General features: G+C 69.6%; 21 protein-coding genes. 13 read left to right on the plus strand and 8 right to left on the minus strand.

Translation table 11 applies throughout. The annotated features are described in order from the left end of the window. Positions 1–186: 186 nt before the first annotated feature. Positions 187–1,341, plus strand: coding sequence for a pyridoxal phosphate-dependent aminotransferase (locus FNM00_RS16270; protein WP_143914598.1), 1,155 nt, complete (start codon positions 187–189; stop codon positions 1,339–1,341). A gap of 96 nt (positions 1,342–1,437) precedes the next feature. Continuing rightward, positions 1,438–2,070, plus strand: a complete 633-nt coding sequence (locus FNM00_RS16275; RefSeq protein ID WP_185973194.1) for an HAD-IA family hydrolase — start codon at positions 1,438–1,440, stop codon at positions 2,068–2,070. Here the strand turns inward: FNM00_RS16275 and FNM00_RS16280 are convergent, their stop codons facing one another. The 7 genes from FNM00_RS16280 to FNM00_RS16310 all read right to left on the minus strand — a co-directional run bounded on the left by FNM00_RS16280 (position 2,071) and on the right by FNM00_RS16310 (position 9,435). Then, positions 2,071–2,853, minus strand: coding sequence for an amino acid ABC transporter ATP-binding protein (locus FNM00_RS16280; RefSeq protein ID WP_143914600.1), 783 nt, complete (start codon positions 2,851–2,853; stop codon positions 2,071–2,073). Continuing rightward, a complete protein-coding gene (locus FNM00_RS16285) occupies positions 2,850–4,322 on the minus strand; it encodes an ABC transporter permease subunit (RefSeq protein ID WP_143914601.1) in 1,473 nt (490 codons plus the stop codon). Before FNM00_RS16285 ends, FNM00_RS16280 begins: the two co-directional genes overlap by 4 nt. Positions 4,323–4,802: 480 nt before the next feature. Next, complete coding sequence (locus FNM00_RS16290; RefSeq protein WP_221933784.1) at positions 4,803–5,942, minus strand: FAD-dependent monooxygenase; 1,140 nt, start codon at positions 5,940–5,942, stop codon at positions 4,803–4,805. A 4-nt stretch (positions 5,943–5,946) separates the two neighbouring features. Then, positions 5,947–6,762, minus strand: coding sequence for an ABC transporter ATP-binding protein (locus FNM00_RS16295; RefSeq protein WP_143914602.1), 816 nt, complete (start codon positions 6,760–6,762; stop codon positions 5,947–5,949). Beyond that, on the minus strand, positions 6,755–7,606 hold the full coding sequence (locus FNM00_RS16300; protein WP_143914626.1) for an ABC transporter permease: 852 nt from the start codon (positions 7,604–7,606) through the stop codon (positions 6,755–6,757). The genes FNM00_RS16295 and FNM00_RS16300 overlap by 8 nt, the downstream gene beginning before the upstream one ends. Positions 7,607–7,611: 5 nt before the next feature. After that, positions 7,612–8,403, minus strand: a complete 792-nt coding sequence (locus FNM00_RS16305) for an ABC transporter permease (protein ID WP_143914603.1) — start codon at positions 8,401–8,403, stop codon at positions 7,612–7,614. A 72-nt stretch (positions 8,404–8,475) separates the two neighbouring features. After that, positions 8,476–9,435: an ABC transporter substrate-binding protein gene (locus FNM00_RS16310; protein ID WP_143914604.1), complete on the minus strand. Its 960-nt coding sequence runs from the start codon at positions 9,433–9,435 to the stop codon at positions 8,476–8,478. A 259-nt stretch (positions 9,436–9,694) separates the two neighbouring features. On the opposite strand from FNM00_RS16310, the gene FNM00_RS16315 reads away from it, so the two are divergent. After that, the gene (locus tag FNM00_RS16315; protein WP_143914605.1) at positions 9,695–10,246 is read left to right on the plus strand and encodes a MarR family winged helix-turn-helix transcriptional regulator; all 552 of its coding nucleotides are present in this window, start codon (positions 9,695–9,697) and stop codon (positions 10,244–10,246) included. 279 nt (positions 10,247–10,525) lie between these two features. Here FNM00_RS16315 and FNM00_RS16320 read toward each other — a convergent pair whose 3' ends face one another. Next, positions 10,526–12,034 carry an aldehyde dehydrogenase gene (locus FNM00_RS16320; protein WP_143914606.1) on the minus strand — a complete coding sequence of 503 codons (1,509 nt, stop codon included), beginning with the start codon at positions 12,032–12,034 and terminating at the stop codon, positions 10,526–10,528. A 184-nt stretch (positions 12,035–12,218) separates the two neighbouring features. On the opposite strand from FNM00_RS16320, the gene FNM00_RS16325 reads away from it, so the two are divergent. The 10 genes from FNM00_RS16325 to FNM00_RS16370 are packed head-to-tail and all read left to right on the plus strand — an operon-like array spanning position 12,219 to position 20,501. Then, positions 12,219–12,749, plus strand: coding sequence for a cupin domain-containing protein (locus tag FNM00_RS16325; protein ID WP_143914607.1), 531 nt, complete (start codon positions 12,219–12,221; stop codon positions 12,747–12,749). Positions 12,750–12,782: 33 nt separating this feature from the next. Beyond that, the gene (locus tag FNM00_RS16330; RefSeq protein ID WP_143914608.1) at positions 12,783–13,745 is read left to right on the plus strand and encodes a PDR/VanB family oxidoreductase; all 963 of its coding nucleotides are present in this window, start codon (positions 12,783–12,785) and stop codon (positions 13,743–13,745) included. 25 nt (positions 13,746–13,770) lie between these two features. Further along, a complete protein-coding gene (locus tag FNM00_RS16335) occupies positions 13,771–14,724 on the plus strand; it encodes a VOC family protein (RefSeq protein ID WP_185973195.1) in 954 nt (317 codons plus the stop codon). Between the two features lie 12 nt (positions 14,725–14,736). Next, a complete protein-coding gene (locus tag FNM00_RS16340) occupies positions 14,737–15,573 on the plus strand; it encodes an aspartate dehydrogenase domain-containing protein (protein ID WP_143914609.1) in 837 nt (278 codons plus the stop codon). Continuing rightward, positions 15,570–16,406: an alpha/beta fold hydrolase gene (locus FNM00_RS16345; protein WP_221933786.1), complete on the plus strand. Its 837-nt coding sequence runs from the start codon at positions 15,570–15,572 to the stop codon at positions 16,404–16,406. Before FNM00_RS16340 ends, FNM00_RS16345 begins: the two co-directional genes overlap by 4 nt. Then, positions 16,403–17,146: a 3-oxoacyl-ACP reductase family protein gene (locus FNM00_RS16350; protein WP_143914610.1), complete on the plus strand. Its 744-nt coding sequence runs from the start codon at positions 16,403–16,405 to the stop codon at positions 17,144–17,146. Before FNM00_RS16345 ends, FNM00_RS16350 begins: the two co-directional genes overlap by 4 nt. 28 nt (positions 17,147–17,174) lie before the next feature. Further along, positions 17,175–17,969 carry an SDR family oxidoreductase gene (locus tag FNM00_RS16355; protein WP_143914611.1) on the plus strand — a complete coding sequence of 265 codons (795 nt, stop codon included), beginning with the start codon at positions 17,175–17,177 and terminating at the stop codon, positions 17,967–17,969. Positions 17,970–17,984: 15 nt separating this feature from the next. Then, entirely contained in the window at positions 17,985–19,673 is a 1,689-nt protein-coding gene (locus tag FNM00_RS16360; RefSeq protein ID WP_143914612.1) for a thiamine pyrophosphate-binding protein, read from the plus strand. Then, a complete protein-coding gene (locus tag FNM00_RS16365; RefSeq protein ID WP_185973196.1) occupies positions 19,666–20,262 on the plus strand; it encodes an alpha/beta fold hydrolase in 597 nt (198 codons plus the stop codon). Before FNM00_RS16360 ends, FNM00_RS16365 begins: the two co-directional genes overlap by 8 nt. Before the next feature lie 17 nt (positions 20,263–20,279). Continuing rightward, the gene (locus FNM00_RS16370) at positions 20,280–20,501 is read left to right on the plus strand and encodes a recombinase-like helix-turn-helix domain-containing protein (RefSeq protein ID WP_143914613.1); all 222 of its coding nucleotides are present in this window, start codon (positions 20,280–20,282) and stop codon (positions 20,499–20,501) included. The last annotated feature ends 1 nt before the right edge of the window (position 20,502 follow it).

Below are 20,502 nucleotides of genomic sequence, written 5' to 3' on the forward strand. Positions count from 1 at the left end.
GGACCGGACGCGAGATTTCTTTTCCCGAAAGTGCTTGCCGCCCTGCACCTGGTGTGTATAGTTGAACATGCAGCACAGAGGTTCCCTCGCAGCTGCCGACGGCCCGCCGTTTCACCCCCCGAGAACGGCGGGCCGACCTCTGTCTTCAGCACCTTTCAGCGCGGACCGCGGGTATCGTCGTAGCCGATGAAGACCTCCAGCGCACGCCTCACCGGCCTCGGCACCACGATCTTCGCCGAGATGACCGCGCTGGCGCAGCGCACCGGGGCGATCAACCTCGGCCAGGGCTTCCCGGACACCGATGGACCCGACGAGATCCTCACCTACGCGGCTGACACCGTCCGAGGTCACGGACATCACCAGTACGCCCCCGGCATCGGCATCCCCGAGCTGCGCCGGGCGATCGCCGAGCATCAGCACCGCTGGTACGACCTGGTCGTCGATCCCGATACCGAGGTCATCGTCTCCACCGGCGCCACCGAGGCGATCGCCGCGTCGCTGCTCGGCCTGCTCGACCCCGGCGACGAGATCGTCGTCCTCGAGCCCTACTACGACTCCTATGTCGCGATGATCCAGATGGCCGGCGCGACGCGGGTCCCCGTCACCCTGCGCACCCCTGACTTCCGCGTGCCGCTCGATGCCCTGCGGGCCGCGATCACCCCTCGGACCACCGCGATCCTGCTGAACTCGCCGCACAATCCCACCGGGGCGGTGCTGAACCGCGGGGAACTCGAGACGATCGCCTCGGTGGCGGTCGCGCACGACCTCGTCGTCATCAGCGACGAGGTCTATGAGCACCTCGCCTTCGACGAGCCGCATGTCCCGATCGCCACGCTGCCGGACATGCGCGAGCGGACGATCACGATCTCCAGCATCGGCAAGAGCTTCTCGCTGACCGGCTGGAAGGTCGGCTGGGCTACCGGTCCCGCGGAACTGCTGCGCTCGGTCATGGGGGTCAAGCAGTTCCTCTCGTACACCTCCGGCGCGCCGCTTCAGCCCGCCGCGGCAGCGGCGCTGGGGGCCGATGACGCCTACTTCGAGGCCTTCCGGGACCGTCTGCGTGGCCAGCGCGATCTGCTCTGCGACGGCCTGCGCGATATCGGCTTCGAGGTCTTCACGCCGCAGGGCACCTACTTCGCCACCACCGACGTGCGCTCCCTGGGCTATACGGATGGCATCGATTTCTGTCGCCGGCTTCCCGAGCTCGCGGGCGTGGTGGCGGTCCCACAGGAGGTCTTCTACGACGACCGAGAGGCCGGCCGGCCGCTCGTGCGCTGGGCCTTCTGCAAACGCCCCGATGTCCTCGCCGAAGCCCTCGACCGGCTGTCCGCCCTCACCTGAGCCTCGGCTCCTGCCGAGATGTGGCCACCTGTGGCCCGTTTCACCACACCCGAACCGGCCACAGGTGGCCACATCTGGACAGGGAGAATGTGGGGTATGGAGTTTCGGTTCGGCGGTGTCCTGTTCGACTGCGACGGTGTGCTCGTGGACTCCCTCGAGGCCGCCGGTGCCGCGTGGGACGTCTGGGCGGAACGCTATGCCCCGCAGTTCGACTACCGCACGCAGATGCGCCACGGTGTGCGCGCCGCTGACATCGTGGCCTCCTTCGTGGTCGCCGACCGGAGGGCGGAGGCCGAGAGCTTCCTGGAAGAGGCCGAGATCGAAGGGGCGGCGGGAACGCACGGCATCGCCGGAGCGGCGAGCCTCACCGCCGCTCTCCCCGGAGGCCGATGGGCCGTCGTCACGTCGGGGACGAGCCGCCTCGTCCGCGCCCGCCTCGACGCCGTCGGCATCGCCCGGCCCGAGCACATCGTCGCCGCCGAGGACGTCACCTACGGCAAGCCGGACCCGGAGCCCTATCTGCTGGGCGCCAAGGGTCTCGGCCTCGAGCCGTCGGTCTGTGTCGTGTTCGAGGACGCGCCGGCCGGGGTCGCCGCCGCACGGGCCGCGGGAGTCGCCGCCGTGGTCGGTGTCGGGGACCACCTCGAGGGAGCCGAGGTCGACGCCCGCGTCGACGACCTGCGTCAGGTGCGGGTGGCCGGGGACACCCTCATTCTCGAGTCCCGCTGATCATTCGACGCCGGGATTGAGCACCCGGCGCAGGAACCGCCGCGTGCGCTCCCGCTCGGGATCGCCGATGACCTGAGCCGGCGTTCCCCGCTCGATGACGACACCATCGTCGAGGAACAGCACCTGATCGGCCACCGCCTCGGCGAACCGCACCTCGTGGGTCACGATCAGCATCGTCCATCCCTGACTCGCCAGATCGCGGATCACGGCGAGGACCTCACCCACGATCTCCGGATCGAGGGCCGAGGTCGGCTCGTCGAACAACACGACGCGCGGCGTGATCGCCAGTGCACGGGCGATGCCGACCCGCTGCTGCTGTCCTCCCGACAGCTGCGAGGGATACGCGTCCTCCCGATCGCCGAGACCGACCTGCGCCAGCAGCGCACGGCCCTCGGCGACCGCCTCGTCGCGCGGGCGCCGCTGAGCGGTGACCGGGCCTTCGATGATGTTCTGGAGCGCGGTCAGGTGCGGGAAGAGGTGGTGTTGCTGGAAGACCATGCCCGACTGCGCACGCAGCCCCCTCAGGATCGCCTCGCGGCCGCGTCCCGATGCCGGCAGCCGGTCGAAGTCGACCTCGACATCGGCGATCGACACGATGCCGCTCTCGGGGACGTCGAGGGCGTTGAGACAGCGAAGCAGCGTCGTCTTGCCCGAGCCCGACGGTCCGAGCAGAGCCGTGGCCGTGCCCTGCGAGGCCTCGAGATCGACGCCGCGCAGGACGGAACGGTCACCGAAGGACTTGTGCAGTCCGTGAGCGCGTAACAGCGGCGGAGAGGAGGTCATGTCACGTACCGATCCAGTCGACGTTCGAGCCGGTGCTGGGCCCGCGACAGCAGCCAGCACACGATCCAGTAGTAGAGCCCGGCGAAGGCGTACAGCGCGAGGAACTCGTTGCTCTCCCCCGCCGCCACCTGAGCGACGCGGAACAAATCGGTCACCAGCAGCACCGAGGCGAGCGAGGTGTCCTTCACCAGTGAGAGCAGGCTGTTCGAGAGCGGCGGGACGGCCGTGCGCAGGGCCTGCGGCAAGATGATGCGCCGAAGCGTCTGGCGATAGTCCAGGCCGATCGTGCGGGCGGCCTCGGTCTGTCCTCGAGGCACGGCCAGGATCGACGACCGGATGATCTCGGCGGCATAGCCGGCGACATTCAGGCTGAAGGTCGCCACCGCGGCCGGGAAGCGATCGAAGGTGAGTCCGAGCTGCGGCAGGCCGTAGAAGACGACGAAGAGCTGGAGGAGCAGCGGCGTCCCGCGAATGATCGAGACGAACGCCCCCGCCGGCCAGGAGAGCCAGCGGGTCCGCGAGATGCGGGCCAGGGCGACGCCCAGCGCGAGGATGAGACCGAGGACGAAGCTCGCCGCGGTGAGCGGGATCGTGACCTTGACGAGCGCCAGCGTCATCGGCCACGCCTCGGCCCGGAGTACGTCCCACATCGATCGCCCGCCGCGCCCCTCGGTGGTCGCCTCGCCGCCGTCCTCGATGGACACGTCGGCACCGAAGTAACTGTCGGAGATCTCGGAGAGCGTGCCGTCCTCGCGCAACGAGTTCAGCGCCCGGTCGGCCTCGTCGCGCAGGGCGGCGTCGTCCTGCCGGAAGACGAGTGCCTGCTCGGAGGTCTCCTGGTCGGCATCCGCGGCGATCTTCACCGCGTCCGAACCGGTGGTGGCGAGGTAGTCGAGGACGGCGATGTTGTCGTTGACGATCGCATCGACCCGGCCCTGCACCAGCAGCTCCGCGGCCTGGGCGAAGCCCTCCACCGCCTCGACATTCGCGCCGGCATCGCGGGCGATCGCGGCCCAGTTGGTGGTGCTCGACTGTGCAGTGGTCTTGCCCTTCAGATCGGCCAGGCTCTGGATCGAGTCGTCATCGGATCGGGTGACGATCACACCCCGCGAGTAGGTGTACGGCTCGCTCAGCGCGTACCGGGCCTCGCGCTCGGGATTGATGGAGACCTGATTGGCGATGATGTCGACGCGACCGGCATCCAGGGCGGGGAAGATCGCGTCGAACTGGGTCTCGACGAACTCCAGCCGCCAACCCGCGCGCTCGGCGACCGCCTCGATGACCTCGATGTCGTAACCGGTCAGCTCGTCGGTATCGGGATCGCGGTAGGTGAACGGCGGATACGTGCCCTCGGTGCCGACGCGGAGGACTGGATCGTCCTGCTCGGCCGGCATCGCCGTCGCCGGTCCACCGAGCAGGAGCGTCAACAGGACGGCGAGCGCCATCGACCAACGGACGGCACGCGACATCGCTCCCCCTCGGTCAGACTCTCCCCCTGGCCGCGCGGCACGGGCGACAGCGGCGAGCACGGCCCTCAGTGTAGCCCCGGCAGTCCCTCACGGCCCGTCGTCTCAAGGCGCCCGACCACCGCATTGGCATCGCCCCGGCGCGCGGTCGCACATGGGCGGTGAATGAGCAACCATCACGCCTCGAACAGTCGTCCGTGGCAAGACCGGTGGGTGACCCCGCACCGCCCTCGATCCACGACGCCGGGGCGGTACACCATCAACCATCCTCGCGGCGCACCCCGCCACGCACCCCAGACCGATGGTTGACCACTCACCGGGATCCGGCCTCGGCACAAGACGGTGCACCATCAACCATCCCGATCGCAGTGTGGTTGAGCACTCACCGCGATCGATACGGACCCGATACAGGTGCGCCATCAACCACCGCATCGGGCGAAGGTTGGTTCACCACTCACCGCCCTCGGGAAGGGAGCGAGGAGGTCAGGAGAGGGGGGTGGTCCAGGCGTCGTAGCCGTAGACCCAGTCTCCGTCGCCGGAGTCCTTGAGCCATTCGTTGCCGCGTGAGCCGATCTGGATCGTCGCCGTACGGTCGTGGCGCGCCTCCTCATAGGCGCGGAGACGGTCGGCGAGCTCACCGGGCTCGGCCAGCGCACGGGCGAGCACCACGGCATCCTCGATCGCCTGCCCGGCGCCCTGCGCCATGAACGGCATCATCGGATGGCAGGCATCGCCGAGCAGGGTCACCCGATCCGTCGACCAGCGCGGCAACGGGTCGCGGACGTAGAGCGCCGACTTCAGCACCTCGTCGACCGCGTCCAGCAGCCGCCGGGCCTCGGGATGGAAGGACGCATACATCGAACGCAACTCATCGGAGTCACCCGGCGTGGTCCACGACTCCTCGAGCCAGCTGTCCTGCGGGGCGGTGGCGAAGATGAAGACGTCCTCGCCCCGGTTGAGTGGGAAGGTGACGATCTGCGTCTGCGGATCGGGCCCCCACCACTTGGTGAACGTTCCGAGATCGGCCTGATCGGAGAGCTTCTCGGCCGGCACGACCGCGCGGAAGGCGACGACGCCGGTGAACTCCGGATGCTCCTGTCCATGGACGGCGGTGCGGACGGCCGAGTGGATCCCGTCCGCACCGACGACGAGATCCGCCCGATGGGTCGTGCCGTCGACGAAGCCCAACTCGACAGCATCCGCATCCTCGGTCAGCGAGGTCAGTCGCTTGTCGAGCTGCAGGGAGCCCTCCGGCAGCGCCTGCTGCAAGGCCGCGAGCAGGTCGGCCCGGTGCATCGTCAGCTGCGGGGAGCCGTAGGCCCGCTCGGCCGCATCGGACATCTCCAGTCGCGAGGTCACCTCGCCGGTGTCCCACGTGCGGCTGAGGCGGTGGGTCGGCCGGGCAGCCGTGCGCCGCAACTCCTCGCCCACACCGAGCCCGTCCAGCGCACGGACGGCGTTCGGGGTGAGGTTGATGTCGGCGCCCACCCGGCCGAGCCCCGGGGCCTGCTCGAAGACCCGGACCCGGTGTCCGGCATTGTCCAGCGCGATGGCCGCGGCCATACCGCCGATGCCTCCGCCGATGATCGCGATATCGCGCTCGGCCATGTTCGTCTCCCTCATCTGGTCAGGCCACCCGCACGTCCGACGCATCGTCCGGCGTCGCGGTACCGCGCAGCAGCCGCAGTACGTGTGCTCGCGCATGGACGAACTCGGCCTCCTCCTTGGTCGTGATCTGATCACGCGGACGCGCCAGGCCGACGTCGATCACCTCGGCGACGGTGCTCGGCGGCTTGGAGAGCACGATGATCCGGTCCGCCAGATAGACGCTCTCGTCGATATCGTGCGTGACCACCAGCACCGTGATGTCGAGCTGCGCCTGGATCGACAGCAGCAGGTCCTCCAGCTCCGCGCGGGTCTGGGCGTCGACTGAGGCGTAGGGCTCGTCCATCACCAGCAGCCGCGGCTGGCAGGCCAGCGCCCGGGCGATCGCGACACGCTGCTGCATGCCCCCGGACATCTGCCACGGGTACAGCCGGCCCTTGCCGTCGAGGCCGACGGCCTTGAGCGCCTCCTCGACGCGCTGGGCGCGTTCGGCCTTGGACGTCCGGCGGCGCAGCGGGAAGGCGACATTGTCCTCGACCCGCATCCATGGGAACAGCGAACGCGAGTAATCCTGGAAGACCATCGCGAGTCCCTCCGGCACGCCGTTGACGACCTCGCCGTCGAACAGCACGCGACCGCTCGTGGCCTCCTCGAGGCCGGTGATGATGCGCAGGAGCGTGGTCTTGCCGGCCCCCGAAGGACCCACGATGACCGACACCTTCCCGGCCGGGATGGTGGCGCTGATGTTGCCGACCGCGCGATTCTGCCCGTAGGTCTTCGAGATCTCGTCGAGTACCAGCTCCGCGGGGGCGGGGGTCTCGGTGGCGTGGTCAGTCATGCTGAAGGGTCACTCCTCTGTGCCAGGCCAGGACCCGGCGTTCGATCTGGACGAGTAGGACGTTCAGGACGATGCCGATGAGCGCCAGCGCCACCAGCACGGACCAGAAGCCCGGATAGTCGAAGTTCCGTTGGTTCGCGACGAGCAGATTGCCGAGCCCGTTCTTGGAGCGCTGGAGCTCGGAGATGATCATGAGGATCAGCGAGAGCGAGAGCGCGACCCGGACACCGGCGAAGATCTTGGGGGCGGCGCCGGGGAGCACGATGCGGGTCAGCACATCCCACGAGGAGATCTTGAAGACCGAGGCGACATGGGCTCGCGCGGTGCCGATGCTCTGCACGCCGTCGATCGTGTTGAACAGGATCGGCCAGACGATGCCGAAGGCGATCAGCAGCACCTTCGGCCAGTCGCCGGTGCCGAACAGCAGGAAGAAGACGCCGATGAGAGCCGGCGTCGGCAGCGAGCGTCCTAGGTGCACGAGCGGCTGGAAGAGCGCCGCGAGCACCGGCTGCAGGCCGAGTGCGATGCCGAGCCCCACGCCGACCACCACGGCCAGCCAGAAGCCGAGGGTGGCCCGCCACAGGCTCGGGATGAGGTCGCCGCGGGCGACATCGCCGAGGAAGAAGTGGCGTGGATCGGTGCTCAGGAAATCGCTGATCACCCGCTGCGCGACCTCCAGCGGAGGCGCGATGAACAGGCCGTTGGTCTCACTGCGCGAGCCCAACCACCAGAGGAAGGCCAGCAGGACCGGGACGATCAGCCGGATGGCCGCGGTCTTCAGCAGGGGTCCGAGACGATGGGGCAGACGCGTGGACGGCATCGCCGTCGATTCGTCGTGGGTCATGGAGGTCACTGAGCCAACCCCTCCTTCCAGCCGAAGGCCAGTCGATCGATGGAGGCGAGGACGCCGGTGACGAGCACACCCAGCACACCGGCCACGAGGGTCGCCGCGTAGACGCCGTCGAGATTGCTCGCATTGGTGCTGGCCACCAGGATGTAGCCGCCGATGCCCTGCCCGGAGCCGAACAGCAGCTCGGCGCTCACCGCGACGATCAGTCCGATCGAGGCGGCCACGCGAATGCCCGTGAACATGAAGGGCAGCGCGGCGGGGAGGCGGATCTGCATCAGGATCCCGGCGCGCGAGACGTGCAGCGTCCGGGCGGTCTGGATGGCCACCGGATCGACCGCACGGGCCGCGTACATGGAGTTGAAGAGGATCGGCCACATGCACGCCAGCGCGACCGTGAGCGAGAGCGGCAACATGCCCGCGCCCAGGATCAGGACGAGCAGGGGCCCGACGGCGATCGACGGCAGCGGGCGGAGGATCTCGACCGGCAGCAGGAACATCGAGAAGATCGTCGGCACTGCCCCCATCAGGCCGCCGAGGATGATGCCCACGACCGAGGCGATCACCAGTCCGAGCAGCCACTGCCGCAGCGTGAAGCCGATCTGGGTCCAGAACTCGCCATCGCCGAGCAGGTTGACGACCTGGCCGCCGACGGCGCTCGGCAGGGGCAGACCCTCGCCGGAGAGCAGCCCTGTGCGGATCACCAGCTCCAGCACCGCGACGAAGCCGACCACGCCGACGACGCCCAGGACCACCTGGGTGCGCCGCGTGAGCGGATCGTGGATCAATTGCATCGAATCAGTCCTCTGGTGGTGTGGATCGTGCCGCGCGGAGCCTGGGACCCGCGCGGCACGGCCCGGGGGACGTCAGTCCTCGTTGACGATCGTGAACTCGGACGCGTCATAGCCCTCGTCGATGATTCCCAGCTCGGCCATGAAGTCGGCGATGTCCTGCATGCCCTCGACACTGAGCTGCACGTCGAGCACGGGAAGGTGCATCTCGGCGGTCGCCTCGGGGTCGGCGTCCGTCGCCTCGGGCCACCAGGAGCGGAACTCGTCGTCCTTGCCCTCCATGTCATCGCGGGCGGCGTTCAGCGCCTTGGCGAAGCGCTCGACGGTGTCGGCATCGGAGTTCGCGAACTGGGTGCTGGTGACGAAGGTCGAGACCGGCAGGCCGACCGTCTCACCCTGCACGAGATTGGCCACCTGGCGAAGACCCGCCTGTCGCGCCGCGGTGGCGTAGGGCTCGGGGAGGTAGCCGGCCTCGATCGATCCGTTCTGCACCCCCGCGACCATCTCGGGGAAGGGCACCTCGACCCACTCGGGCTCGGCGTCGACGCCCTCCTCCTGTGCGTGCCGGGCGAAGGTCACGTCGCCGATGTTGTTGGTGGTGTTGATGCCGACGGTCGCGCCGTCGAGGTCCCCGAGCTCCTCGATCGGCGACTCGGGGGTGACGAAGACGCCGAGCTCGTCCTCGCCGAGACCGCTCACGAGGGCGACGGTCTGGACCGGGGCGCCCTGCGCGCTGGCCACGGTGGAGCTGATGGCATTGGAGAAGGCGAAGTCCAGCTCGCCGGCCACGACCTGCTGGATGCCGACCGGGCCGCCTTGCAGCGGCTCGAAGGTGACCTTCAGGCCCTGCTCCTCGTACTGGCCGTGGTCCTCGGCCCAGTAGACCGGGGCGTAGTCCGCGAGCGGCAGCACGCCGACGGTGATCTCGGTGAGCTCGTCACCGTCCCCGCTTCCGTCGCCGCCGTCACCCCCGCAGGCAGTGAGTAGCAAGGGCGTGGTGGCGGCGAGGGCCGCGAGCTTCCAGCGTGTGCGCATCCGTGAACTCCTGGGGGGTGGACCGGGGTGTGTCCCCGATCACGTCGCTGATGTCGCACCAGTGTGGACATCTTTTATCTAAGAGGTCAAGCTCTAAGAGACTTTTTTTACCTGCCCGACATCAAATGAGAGACAACTACCACTGGATCGAGTACCTTTTGTGAGGGTAGGCAAACCACAGACGTGACCCCACCCGCGAGGTACTGTCGGGTAGCGCCCGAGGACGGTGCGACACCTTACCGCTGAGGAGATTTCGACAATGGCGACATCGCGCCCCAGGCGATCATCGGACCTGGTCGACCTCATCATCGACCAGTGGAGCCGGGAGATCCCCGATCTGGACGTGGGTAGCATCGGCGTGCTCGGACGCCTCCACCGCTGCGACCTGCGTTACCAGGCGCTCGTCAGCGAGATCCTCGCCGAGTTCAACCTCACCACCGCCTCCTTCGACGTGCTCGCCTCCTTGCGACGCAGCGGCCCGGACTACCGGCGCACCGCCGGGCAGCTGGCCGAGATCGGCCTGGTCAGCAGCGGCGGCATCACCCAACGCATCGACCGACTCGTCGACGCCGGCCTGGTGGAGCGCTCCAAGGAGCCGCACGACCGCCGGATCGTCTACATCCAACTGACCGCGGAAGGCAAGGACCTCATCGATACCGTCCTCCAGCGGCACTTCGACGAGCAGAACACCCTCCTAGCGGGACTGAACCGGGCCGAACAGCGTCAGCTCGCCCAGCTGCTGTCGCGACTGGAGGTCTCCCTCGAGATGGCCGAACGCCGCCGCGACGAACCCAACCTCGACGCCGGCTGACGGAAGGCTGAGGGCCACGTTCGGTGGTTGAGTAGGAAGCTCGCTCAGCGAGCGACCGTATCGAAACCATCCCCACCCAACGTGGCCTCGATACGCGTCGGCCGTGGACGGCCTTTGGCTACTCGACCACCGAGGGCCGGGTCGGTGGTTGAGTAGCCCGCGAGGAACGAGCGGCGTATCGAAACCACCTACCGCAACCGTGGTCTCGCTGCTCGACCACCGAGGGCCGGGTCCTCCCTTGGGCTACTCGACCACCGAAGGCTCACCGCCAGTGTGGTCTCAGTGGCGGCCCCAGGGGATGGGCTCGCCGGTGAGATCCCAGTACAGGCTCTTCTGCCGCATGTACTGGGCGATGCCGTCGCGGCCCTTCTCCGTCCCCAGGCCGCTCTCCTTGTGCCCGGAGAACGGCGTCGAGATGCTGAACTGCTTGTAGGTGTTGATCCAGACCGTTCCCGCCTCGACGGCCCGCGCGATACGCCAGGCACGCCGGTAGTCGGCGGTCCAGATGCCGCAGGCGAGACCGAAGTCGTTGTCATTGGCCTGGGCGATGAGCTCGCTCTCGTCCTCGAAGGACAGCACCACGGCGACGGGGCCGAAGATCTCCTCACGGCAGATGGTGTCCTCATTGCGGACCCCGCCGAGGATCGTCGGCAGATAGTAGGCGCCCTCGGACAGCACCTCGTCCTCGGGCACACGGGCTCCGGTGAGCACCTGCGCGCCCTCCTCGACCGCCTGCCGCACCATCTCCGCAACCTGATCGCGATGGTCGTGGTGGACCATCGGGGCGATATCGGTCGCCGGGTCGGTGCCCGGGCCGACCCGCAGCGATTCGGCACGCTCCACCAGACGGCGCACGAACTCGTCGTAGACCTCGGCATGGACGAATACCCGAGAGCCGGCGATGCAGCTCTGCCCGCTGGACGAGAAGATCCCGTACGCGACGCCGGCTACGGCTTGATCGAGGTCGGCATCGGGGAAGACGATCGTCGGCGACTTCCCGCCGAGCTCGAGCGTGACGGGCATGACCTTGTCGGCGGCGACACGACCGATGCTGCGACCGGTCGTGGTGCCGCCGGTGAACGAGATCTTGCCGACGCCCGGATGGGCGACGAGGGCATTGCCGATGATGCGCCCCGAGCCGGGGAGCACCGACAGCAGACCCGGCGGGAGACCCGCCTCCTCGCAGATGCGGCCGAGCAGCAGGGACACGAGCGGTGCCCAGACCGGCGGCTTCAGCACCACCGCATTGCCCGCCGCCAGTGCCGGAGCGACCTTCTGCGCGTCCGAGGCGATCGGCGAGTTCCAGGGGGTGATCGCCGCGACGACCCCATAAGGCTCGTGCACGGTCATCGTGAGACTGCCGCCGCGCTGCGGGGTGACCGACTCCTCCATGGTCTCGAGGGCCGCGGCCATATAGCGGAAGGTGCCGGCCGCGCTCGCCGCGAGGGCGCGGGTCTCGCCGAGCGTCTTGCCGGTGTCGGCGGTCTGGACGCGGGCGATCTCGTCGGCGCGCTCCTCGATGAGATCGCCGATCCGGTACAGCACACGGGCCCGTTCATGGGGCAGCAGATCGCGCCAGCCGCTCTCGCGTGCCGCGGCGTGGCCGCCCGCGACCGCCTCCTCGACATCCTCGAGCGCGGCGCCGTGGAAGGCGTGCACGACGGCACCGGTGGCGGGGTCGCGCGTCTCGATGAGGTCGCCGCCGCCACGGCGCCACCGGCCGGCCACGAGGATCTCATCGGACCACCCGGTGACCGGACCGATGCCGTCGACCGTGGATAGAGTCATGAAAATCTCCTTAGGGCAAAGATATTTTTGAAGGACCGGTGAACCCTGGGAAGCTGGGCCGATCGGCTTCTCACGCGTGCTCGGATATCGCTTTTCTCAGCGATCACGCCTTGACGCGCAGCGTGACACGCCTCATAGTACTAAATATCTTAGCTCTGAAACAACAGCTTGAAGGAGTCACCCGATGACCACCACCGATGCGAATGTCGACGCCAACCCCGAGCTCGAGCAGCTGATCGATTCCTGCATTGCCTCGCGTGAGACCCGCAACGAGGACTGGGACACGCTCGGCTTCCAGGCCCAGAAGGGCGGCGATCGCTTCCGCCGCGCCCAGATCCGCTACGTCGGCTCCGGCGCGACGGGCAACCACGAGGGCGATGACAACATCATCCCCTCGAAGGGCTTCACCTTCTCCAACATGCGGCTCCCCTCCGGCGCGGTCGGCCCCGAGCACACGCACAATGACGTCGAGGAGGCCTTCTTCGTCCTCGAGGGCGAGGTCGAGGTCACCGTCCACGATGTCGAGGACGGCACCAAGACCGCCACCCGCGTGCTCGGCTACCGCGACCTCATCGTCGTGCCGGCCGGCGTGCCGCGCAGCCTGCGCAATCCGGGCACCGAGGACGCGCTCTTCTGCGTCATCATCGGCACCCAGAAGCCCCAGCTGCCGACCTACCCCAAGACGTCGGAGATGTACGGCGTCACGCGCGACTGACCCGATTCACCACCACAGGGAGGCACACCTGCGATGGACACCAGGAATGATTCACGCGAGCTGCGCGTCAGCCAGATGCGCTGGGAGGCCGACGGCGTCCTGAGCGTCCGGCTCTGCGACCCGTCAGGAGAGGAACTGCCCTCCTGGCAGCCCGGCGCTCACCTCGCGCTGCATCTCCCCGGGGGTCTCGTCCGGGAGTTCTCTCTCTGCTCCGATCCGCAGGACCGCGACGGCTGGACCGTCGCGGTCCTGCGGGAGCCGAGCTCACGCGGCGGCAGTGCCTATGTGCACACGCAGCTGCGCGTCGGCGACCTGATCACCGTCGACGGGCCCCGCAACAACTTCGGCCTCGAGGACGCCGAGCGCTACCTGCTCATCGCGGGTGGCATCGGCATCACCCCGATCCTCGCGATGGCCCGCGAGCTGGAGAGCCGCGGCGCCGACTGGCGCATGCTCTACGCCGGCCGCTGGGTCACCACCATGGCCTTCCTCGCCGAATTGGATCGGATCGGCGCGGGCAAGGTGGAGCTGCATGCCGACGACGAGGCCGGCGGCCCGCCCGATCTGGCGGCGACCCTCGCCGATGTCGACGGCCGCACCCTCGTCTATGTCTGCGGCCCCGAGCCGCTGCTCGCCGCCGTCGAGGAGCAGCTGGCCGATCCGGGCCGCCTGCGCCTCGAGCGCTTCAAGGCGCCCGAGCCCATCGCCCCGCCCGAGGGCGGGGATCAGCCCTTCGACATCGTCTGCGCCGGCTCCGGCCGCCGCATCCACGTGCCGGTCGACACCACCGCGCTCGCCGCGCTGGAGGCCGCCGGGGTCCCGATGCCGAGCTCCTGCACGGAGGGCATCTGCGGCACCTGCGAGACCGGCGTGATCGCCGGCACCGTCGACCACCGCGACTTCCTGCTCACCGAGGACGAGAAGAGCGCGCAGACGACGATGTTCGTGTGCGTCTCGCGTGCGCTCACCCCCGAGCTCACCCTCGACGTCTCCTGATCCTTCGACCCCTTTGGAGCCCACCGTGACCGATTCCGTGATCGTCAACCCCGGACCTCCCGTCGCCACCGTGCGCTCGCTGCGCTCGGTCTCGCTGCTCGTGCCCGATCCCCAGGCGGCGATCGACTTCTACACCGGCTCATGGGGACTCAGCGCCGTCGACCAGGGCGATGACGTCGCCTGGCTGCGCGGCACCGGCGAGGAGCACCACATCCTGCACCTCGGCCACCATGAGGAGAACGCCCTCGGCCGCATCGTCTTCGCCGTCGCCACGCGCCGGGAGGTCGACGACGCTGCCCGCGCGCTGGAGGCCCTCGGCGTGCCGATCATCCACGAGCCCGGCCCGCTCGACGATGCCGCGGGCGGCTACGGCGTGCAGTTCGTCGACCCCGAGGGACGCCTCATCGAGCTCAGCGCCGACCGTTACGCGGTCACCGCTCAGGACGCCAACGGTCGCGAGGCGATCCCCCGCAAGATCGCCCACGTCGTGCTCAACACCGTCGACATCGACGCCGCCTGTGCCTTCTACACCGAGGTGCTGGGCATGCGGATCTCGGACTGGTCCGAGCACCAGATGGCCTTCCTGCGCTGCAATAGCGACCACCACGTCATCGCCTTCAACCAGGCCCCGTGGACCTCGGTCAACCACGTCGCCTACGAGATGCCGACCGTCGACCACTTCATGCGCGGCATCGGCAAGCTCAAGCAGACCGGTGTCAGCCCCGAGTGGGGGCCGGGTCGCCACGGACCCGGCGACAACACCTTCTCCTACTTCACCGATCCGGCCGGGCTGGTGTGCGAGTACACCTCCGAGGTCGCGCAGATCGACGAGGACAGCTGGCTCTGCCGCGTGTGGAAGCGAACCCCCGAGCTGTCCGATCAGTGGGGCACCGCCGGTCCCCCGACCGAGAAGATCCGCCGTCACATGGCCGGCATCCCCGACTCGGGCCACCTCGCCCGCCTCTCGACCACCGCCTGAGCGAGCACGACGATGAGCGAAGCCGTAGCCGTTCCCGTGCCAACCGCGCCTCGTCCCCGCGAGGGCGACCTGCGGGTCGTCGTGCTGGGCAAGGGGGCGATCGGGGCGCCGGTGCGCGAGGCGCTCGCGTCCGGACATGTCCAAGGGGCCCAGCTGACCGCGATCGTCGACCGCCGCGGCGCGACTCGGCCCGATGGCGAGCCCATTGAGGGCGATACCTGGCTGGGCGAGGCCGATCTGGTCGTCGAGGCGGCCGGGCAGCCGGCCGTGGCCTCCCTCGGGACCTCGGTCATCGCCGCCGGGGTGGACCTGCTCGTACTCTCCATCGGCGCACTCGGCGATGAGGACCTGCACGACCGGCTCTCTGCCGGGCCCGGCCGGCTCTACCTGTCGACCGGGGCGATCGGGGGACTCGACGTGCTCCGGGCCGTCGCAGATGCAGGCACACTGCAGTACGCCCGTATCGAGACCACCAAGAAGCCCCGGACGCTGATCCAGGACTGGATGTCCCAAGGCCAGCGCGCCGAGCTGCTCGACGCCGTCAGCCGTGTGGAGGTGCTGCGGGGAAGCCCCCAGCACATCGCCGGCGCCTTCCCGGCCTCCGCGAATGTCGCGATGGCTGTGGCGGCAGCCGCGGGCTCCCGCTCGCTCGTCGAGGCAGCGGTCTTCGCCGACCCCACATGTACCGTGACGACCCACGAGATCACCGTCGAGTCGACCACCGGCACCTATCGCTTCCAGATCGCGAACCGGCCGTCTCCGGAGAATCCGGCGACCTCCGGTCTGGTCCCGCTCAGCGTGCTGCGTGCGATCCGCGACCTCGCCGGGCGGAAGGAGACCGTGCTGTGACCGGCCCCCAGCCCACCGATGTCGCCGTGCGTACCTGGGCCCCCTCGGGTTCCTCTTCTCCCCGGACGACCCCGATCCTCCTCCTGCACGGCATCGGCGGCCGCGCCGACGCGTTCTCGGCGATGGGCGAGCTGCTCGCCGAGGCGGGCTGGAACACCGTCGCCTGGGATGCTCCCGGCTACGGCGCATCCCCCGACCCCGGTGCCGACATGCCCGGGGACGATGCTCCGGGCACCTATGTCGACGCCGTTCTCCGGCTCCTGGACGAGATGGGTGCGGCCGAGGCTCACCTCGTCGGCGTCTCCTGGGGTGGGGTGATCGCGACCCACGTCGCGGCGCGCGCCTCCGAGCGGGTCGCCTCCCTCACCCTCATTGACAGCACCCGGGGCTCCGGGACCACCGAGGAGAAGGCCGCCGGGATGCGAGCGCGGGTCGACGAGCTGATCGAGCTCGGCGGACCCGACTTCGCGGCGCGCCGCGCCCCCCGGCTGCTCGCCGACGGCGCCGACCCGGCGATCGCGGCCGAGGTCACCGACCACATGGGAAGCGTCCGCGTGCCCGGCTACCGTGGCGCCGCCGAGATGATGGCCCAGAGCGACACCGGTCCGCTGCTGCCGACGCTCCGCGTACCCACGCTCGTGGTGGTCGGCGACGAGGACCGCGTCACCGGTGTCGACGAGTCCCGGCTGCTCGCCCGCGAGATCCAGGGAGCCCGGTACGCCGAGATCGCCGGCGCCGGCCATGCCGCCTCCCAGGAAAGGCCCGCCGAGGTCACCGCCGAGCTGCTGGCCTTCCTGTCCGACCTTCCCGTCGCCGAGGGGATGAGCCGATGAGCGAGACTCCGCTGTACGTGGTCACCGGCGCCGGGCGCGGCCTCGGCCTGGCGATCGCCGAACGCCTCGGCCGCGACGGCGCCCGTATCGTGGTGGCCGAGCTGCGCAGCGAGGTCGCCGAGCAGGGGCTCGCGCATCTGGCCGGCCTCGGCATCGAGGCGCACCGGGTCGACACCGATGTCGCCGATGCGGACTCGGTCTCCGCACTGGGCGAGGCCGTCCGCGCCCTCGGCGGCGCGCACGGCCTGGTCAACAACGCCGCGCTCGCCGATGGCGTCGGCGGCCTGCCCTTCCACCAGATCCCCGAGGACGCCTTCAGTCGCGTTCTCGACGTGAACGTCCGCGGCACCTGGCTGGTGTCTCGCGCCCTCTACTCGCAGATCGCGCAGCATCGCGGAGCGATCGTCAACCTCGCCTCGGATGCCGCGCTCTACGGCTCCCCGCGCCTCGCGCACTACATCGCCTCCAAGGGAGCGATCATCTCCATGACCCGGGCGATGGCCCGCGATGCCGGGCCCGACGAGGTGCGCGTCAACGCGGTCGCCCCCGGGCTGACCCGCGTCGAGGCGACCGAGACCGTGCCCGACGAGCGCTACGACCTGTACCGCACGGGCCGTGCGCTCGACCGCGACCAGACCCCGGAGGACATGTCCGGGGCCGTGGCCTTCCTGCTGTCCGACGATGCCCGCTACGTCACCGGCCAGACGCTCGTCGTCGACGGTGGCTTCGTCATGCACTGACCTCGATCTTCGACTGAAAGGGAATGCGATGGATCTGCGACTGCGCGACCGCACCGTCCTGGTGACCGGTGCCAGCTCGGGCGTCGGGCTGGCCACCGCCCGGATGCTGCTCGCCGAGGGCGCGAATGTCGCCGCCTGCGCACGGGACGCCGAGCGCCTCGACGCGACCCTGCGCGCCGCCCAGGCCGACACCGAGGCTCCGGGCCGGATCCACGCGGTTTCCGCGGATGTCACCGATGCCGCCGCGATGGGCTCCTTCGTCGACTCCGCCGTCCAGGCCTTCGGCGGCATCGACGGTGTCGTCTGCAATGCCGGGCGCTCGCTCATGGCGACGATCGACGAGACCACCGATGACCAGATCCGCGAGGAGTTCGAGCTGAAGCTGTTCGGCGTCCTCAACATCGTCCGGGCTGCGGCGAAGCATCTCGCGGCCTCCGAGGTCGCCTCGGTCGTGGCGGTCAACGCGATCCTCGCCCGCCAGCCCGAGGCGAAGCTGGCGATCACCTCCGCGGCGCGCGCTGGACTGCTGAACCTCACGCAGACGCTCAGCCACTCCCTCGGCGCCGACGGCATCCGCGTCAACTCCGTGCTGCTCGGCCTCGTCGACACCGGCCAGTGGACCCGGCGGTACGAGTCCTCCGGCAGCGACCTCGACTACGCCGAGTGGACCGGCCGGCTCGCGGCCGACCGGGGCATCGTCCTCGGCCGGCTCGGCACCGCCGAGGAGGTCGCCTTCCCGATCGTCTCGCTGCTGTCCCCCCTGTCCGGCTACACCACCGGCGCCTGTATCGACGTCGGCGGCGGCGTCGCCCGCTACGTCTGACCCCCAGGAGAACCCATGTCCGATCCTCAGCAGCCCACCGGCGGCGACATCCTCGTCGACGTCATGCGCCGGCATGGTGTCGAGGTCGCCTTCGGCGTCGTCAGCATCCACAATCTCCCGCTGGTCGAGGCCGTCGATCGCGAGCTGCGCTTCGTGCCGGTCCGGCACGAGGCCGCCGCGGTCAACGCGGCCGACGGGTACGCCCGGGCGACCGGCCGCTTCGGCGTGGCGATCACCAGCACCGGCACCGGCGCCGGCAACGCCGCCGGCTCGATGCTCGAGGCACTCTCCGCCGGCAGCCGCGTCCTGCACATCACCGGTCAGATCGACAGCGAGCATCTCGGCTCCGGCCGCGGGGTGATCCACGAGGTGCCCCGTCAGCTGCAGATGCTGGAGTCGATCTCGCGCTTCGCCCGCACGGTCGAGCACGTCGACGACGCCGAGCGGGTGCTCGAGGACGCCATCGCGGATCTACAGACCCTGCCCCATGCGCCGGCGAGCATCGAGTGGCCGATCGACCTGCAGTATCTCGGGGAGCCCGAGCGCCAGGTCGCGGCCTCACCCGTCATCGGCGAGCCGCGCAGCCCCGAGGACGACGAGATCGAGGCCGCGGCAGCCCTGCTGCGCTCCGCCCGACGCCCGCTGCTGTGGGCCGGAGGCGGCGCACGCACGATCGGTGCTCCGCTGCGCGAGCTCATCGAGCGGGTCGGGGCGGGCCTGCTCACCAGCAACGCGGGACGCGGCAGCGTTCCGGAGGACCACTCCCTCGTGCTCGGCAACTTTGCCTCGAACCCGGGCCTCGACGAGCTCATCGGCGATGCCGACCTGCTACTGAGCATCGGCACGCACTTCCGGTCCAATGAGACGCGCTCCTATCACCTGCCGCTCCCTCAGACCCAGATCGCGATCGATGTCGACGCGGCGGCCATCGGCCGGGTGTACCCCGCCGAGGTCGGCCTCGTCGGGGACGCGGCTGAGATCGTCCCCCGGCTACTCGCGGCGCTCGGCGACGATGCCGGGGCCGAGGCGGGGTGGACCGATCGCGTCACCGCCACGCGCGAGAAGGTCCGCACGGTGATGACCGAGAACATCGGCGCCTATGGCGACATCTGCGCCGCGATCGACGAGGTCCTCCCGACCGGATCCATCATCGCCCGCGATGTGACCATCCCGTCCAGCTCCTGGGGCAACCGGCTGCTGCCGATCGTCGACCCGCGGTCGAACATCTTCCCGCTCGGCGGGGGCATCGGCCAAGGGCTGGCGATGGGCATCGGGGCGGCGGTCGGCCGACCGGACGTGCCGACCCTGATCATGGCCGGCGACGGCGGTCTCGTCGTCCACCTCGGCGAGATGGCGACGCTCGCCGGCGAGGCGCCCTGGTGCGTGCTCGTCATCTTCAACGACGGCGGCTACGGGGTGCTGCGCAATCTGCAGGAGGCGCACTCCGGCGAACGCCACGGTGTCGACCTCTTCACCCCCGACTTCGGCGACCTCGCCTCCGCCCTCGCGCTGCCCTACGCGCTGGCCCGCGACGCGGACGAGTTCCGCAGCGCGCTCCACAAGGCCGTCGACCTGCGCGCCCCGATGGTGATCGAGGTCGACGTGACCGCGCTGTCGCCGACGCCGGCCCCCTTCGTACCGCCGGTGCACGTCCCCGAGCGCCCCACCGCAGAGCCCCGCAGCAAGGAGGAAGACCGTGACTGAGACCCCCGTCAGCCCCCACGGCGTCGGCGCGATCGATTCGCCCGAGGCCGCCGTGCTGACCCTGCACAGCCACGAGAGCTGGTCCCGGCCGAGCCTGGAGGAGCACACGCACCTCACGGTGAGCTTTGAGGCCGGCCAGGACCTCGACCAGCGCACGTCCGCGGCCGCATCGACGGTCGAGGAGTTCGGCTCCCCCGTGCACGTCGTGGCCAGCGGCCCCGACGGGGCCGTGGCCGTACGGCTCGCGGTCACCCGTCCCGATCTCGTCAAGTCACTCGTGCTCGCCGACTGCAGCCCGGCGAACGACCTCGGCGATGTCACCGACGATCTGCCGTCCGTGACCGTGCCTGCCCTCGTGGTCGCCGCCTGCCCGGACGGCACCAGCGGACTCGAGGAGTCCCAGACCCTCGCCGGACAGATCCCCAATGGCGTCTTCGTCGTCATCGACCACGTCGAACTACCCGCACACGACTCGCGGCCGGCGTCGTTCAGCGCGTGGTCGAACTCGTTCATCTCCATCGTCGAGGGCCTGCGATCGCTGGACAGCGACGCGGTCACTGTCTCTTCGGCTCCCGCTACCCCCGCTTGATCACCACCGGAGGAATCATGGAAACACCGCTGTACCTCGAACCGATGCAGACCCGGGACGAGCCGCCGACGCCCTATGAGACGAAGCTCGCCGGACTCATCCACGCGATCTTCGCCGAAGGCCACGAGACGCTTCCGGCGCTCGTCGAGGCCCTCAACGAACGTGGTTCCACCGCGCCGGACGGCAGCGCGTGGACCGAAGAGACCTTCCGTGCCGAGATGCGACGACTGGGAGAATGAC

Source organism: Aeromicrobium piscarium (assembly GCF_007421815.1).
In the GTDB taxonomy this organism is placed as follows: Bacteria; Actinomycetota; Actinomycetes; order Propionibacteriales; family Nocardioidaceae; genus Aeromicrobium; species Aeromicrobium piscarium.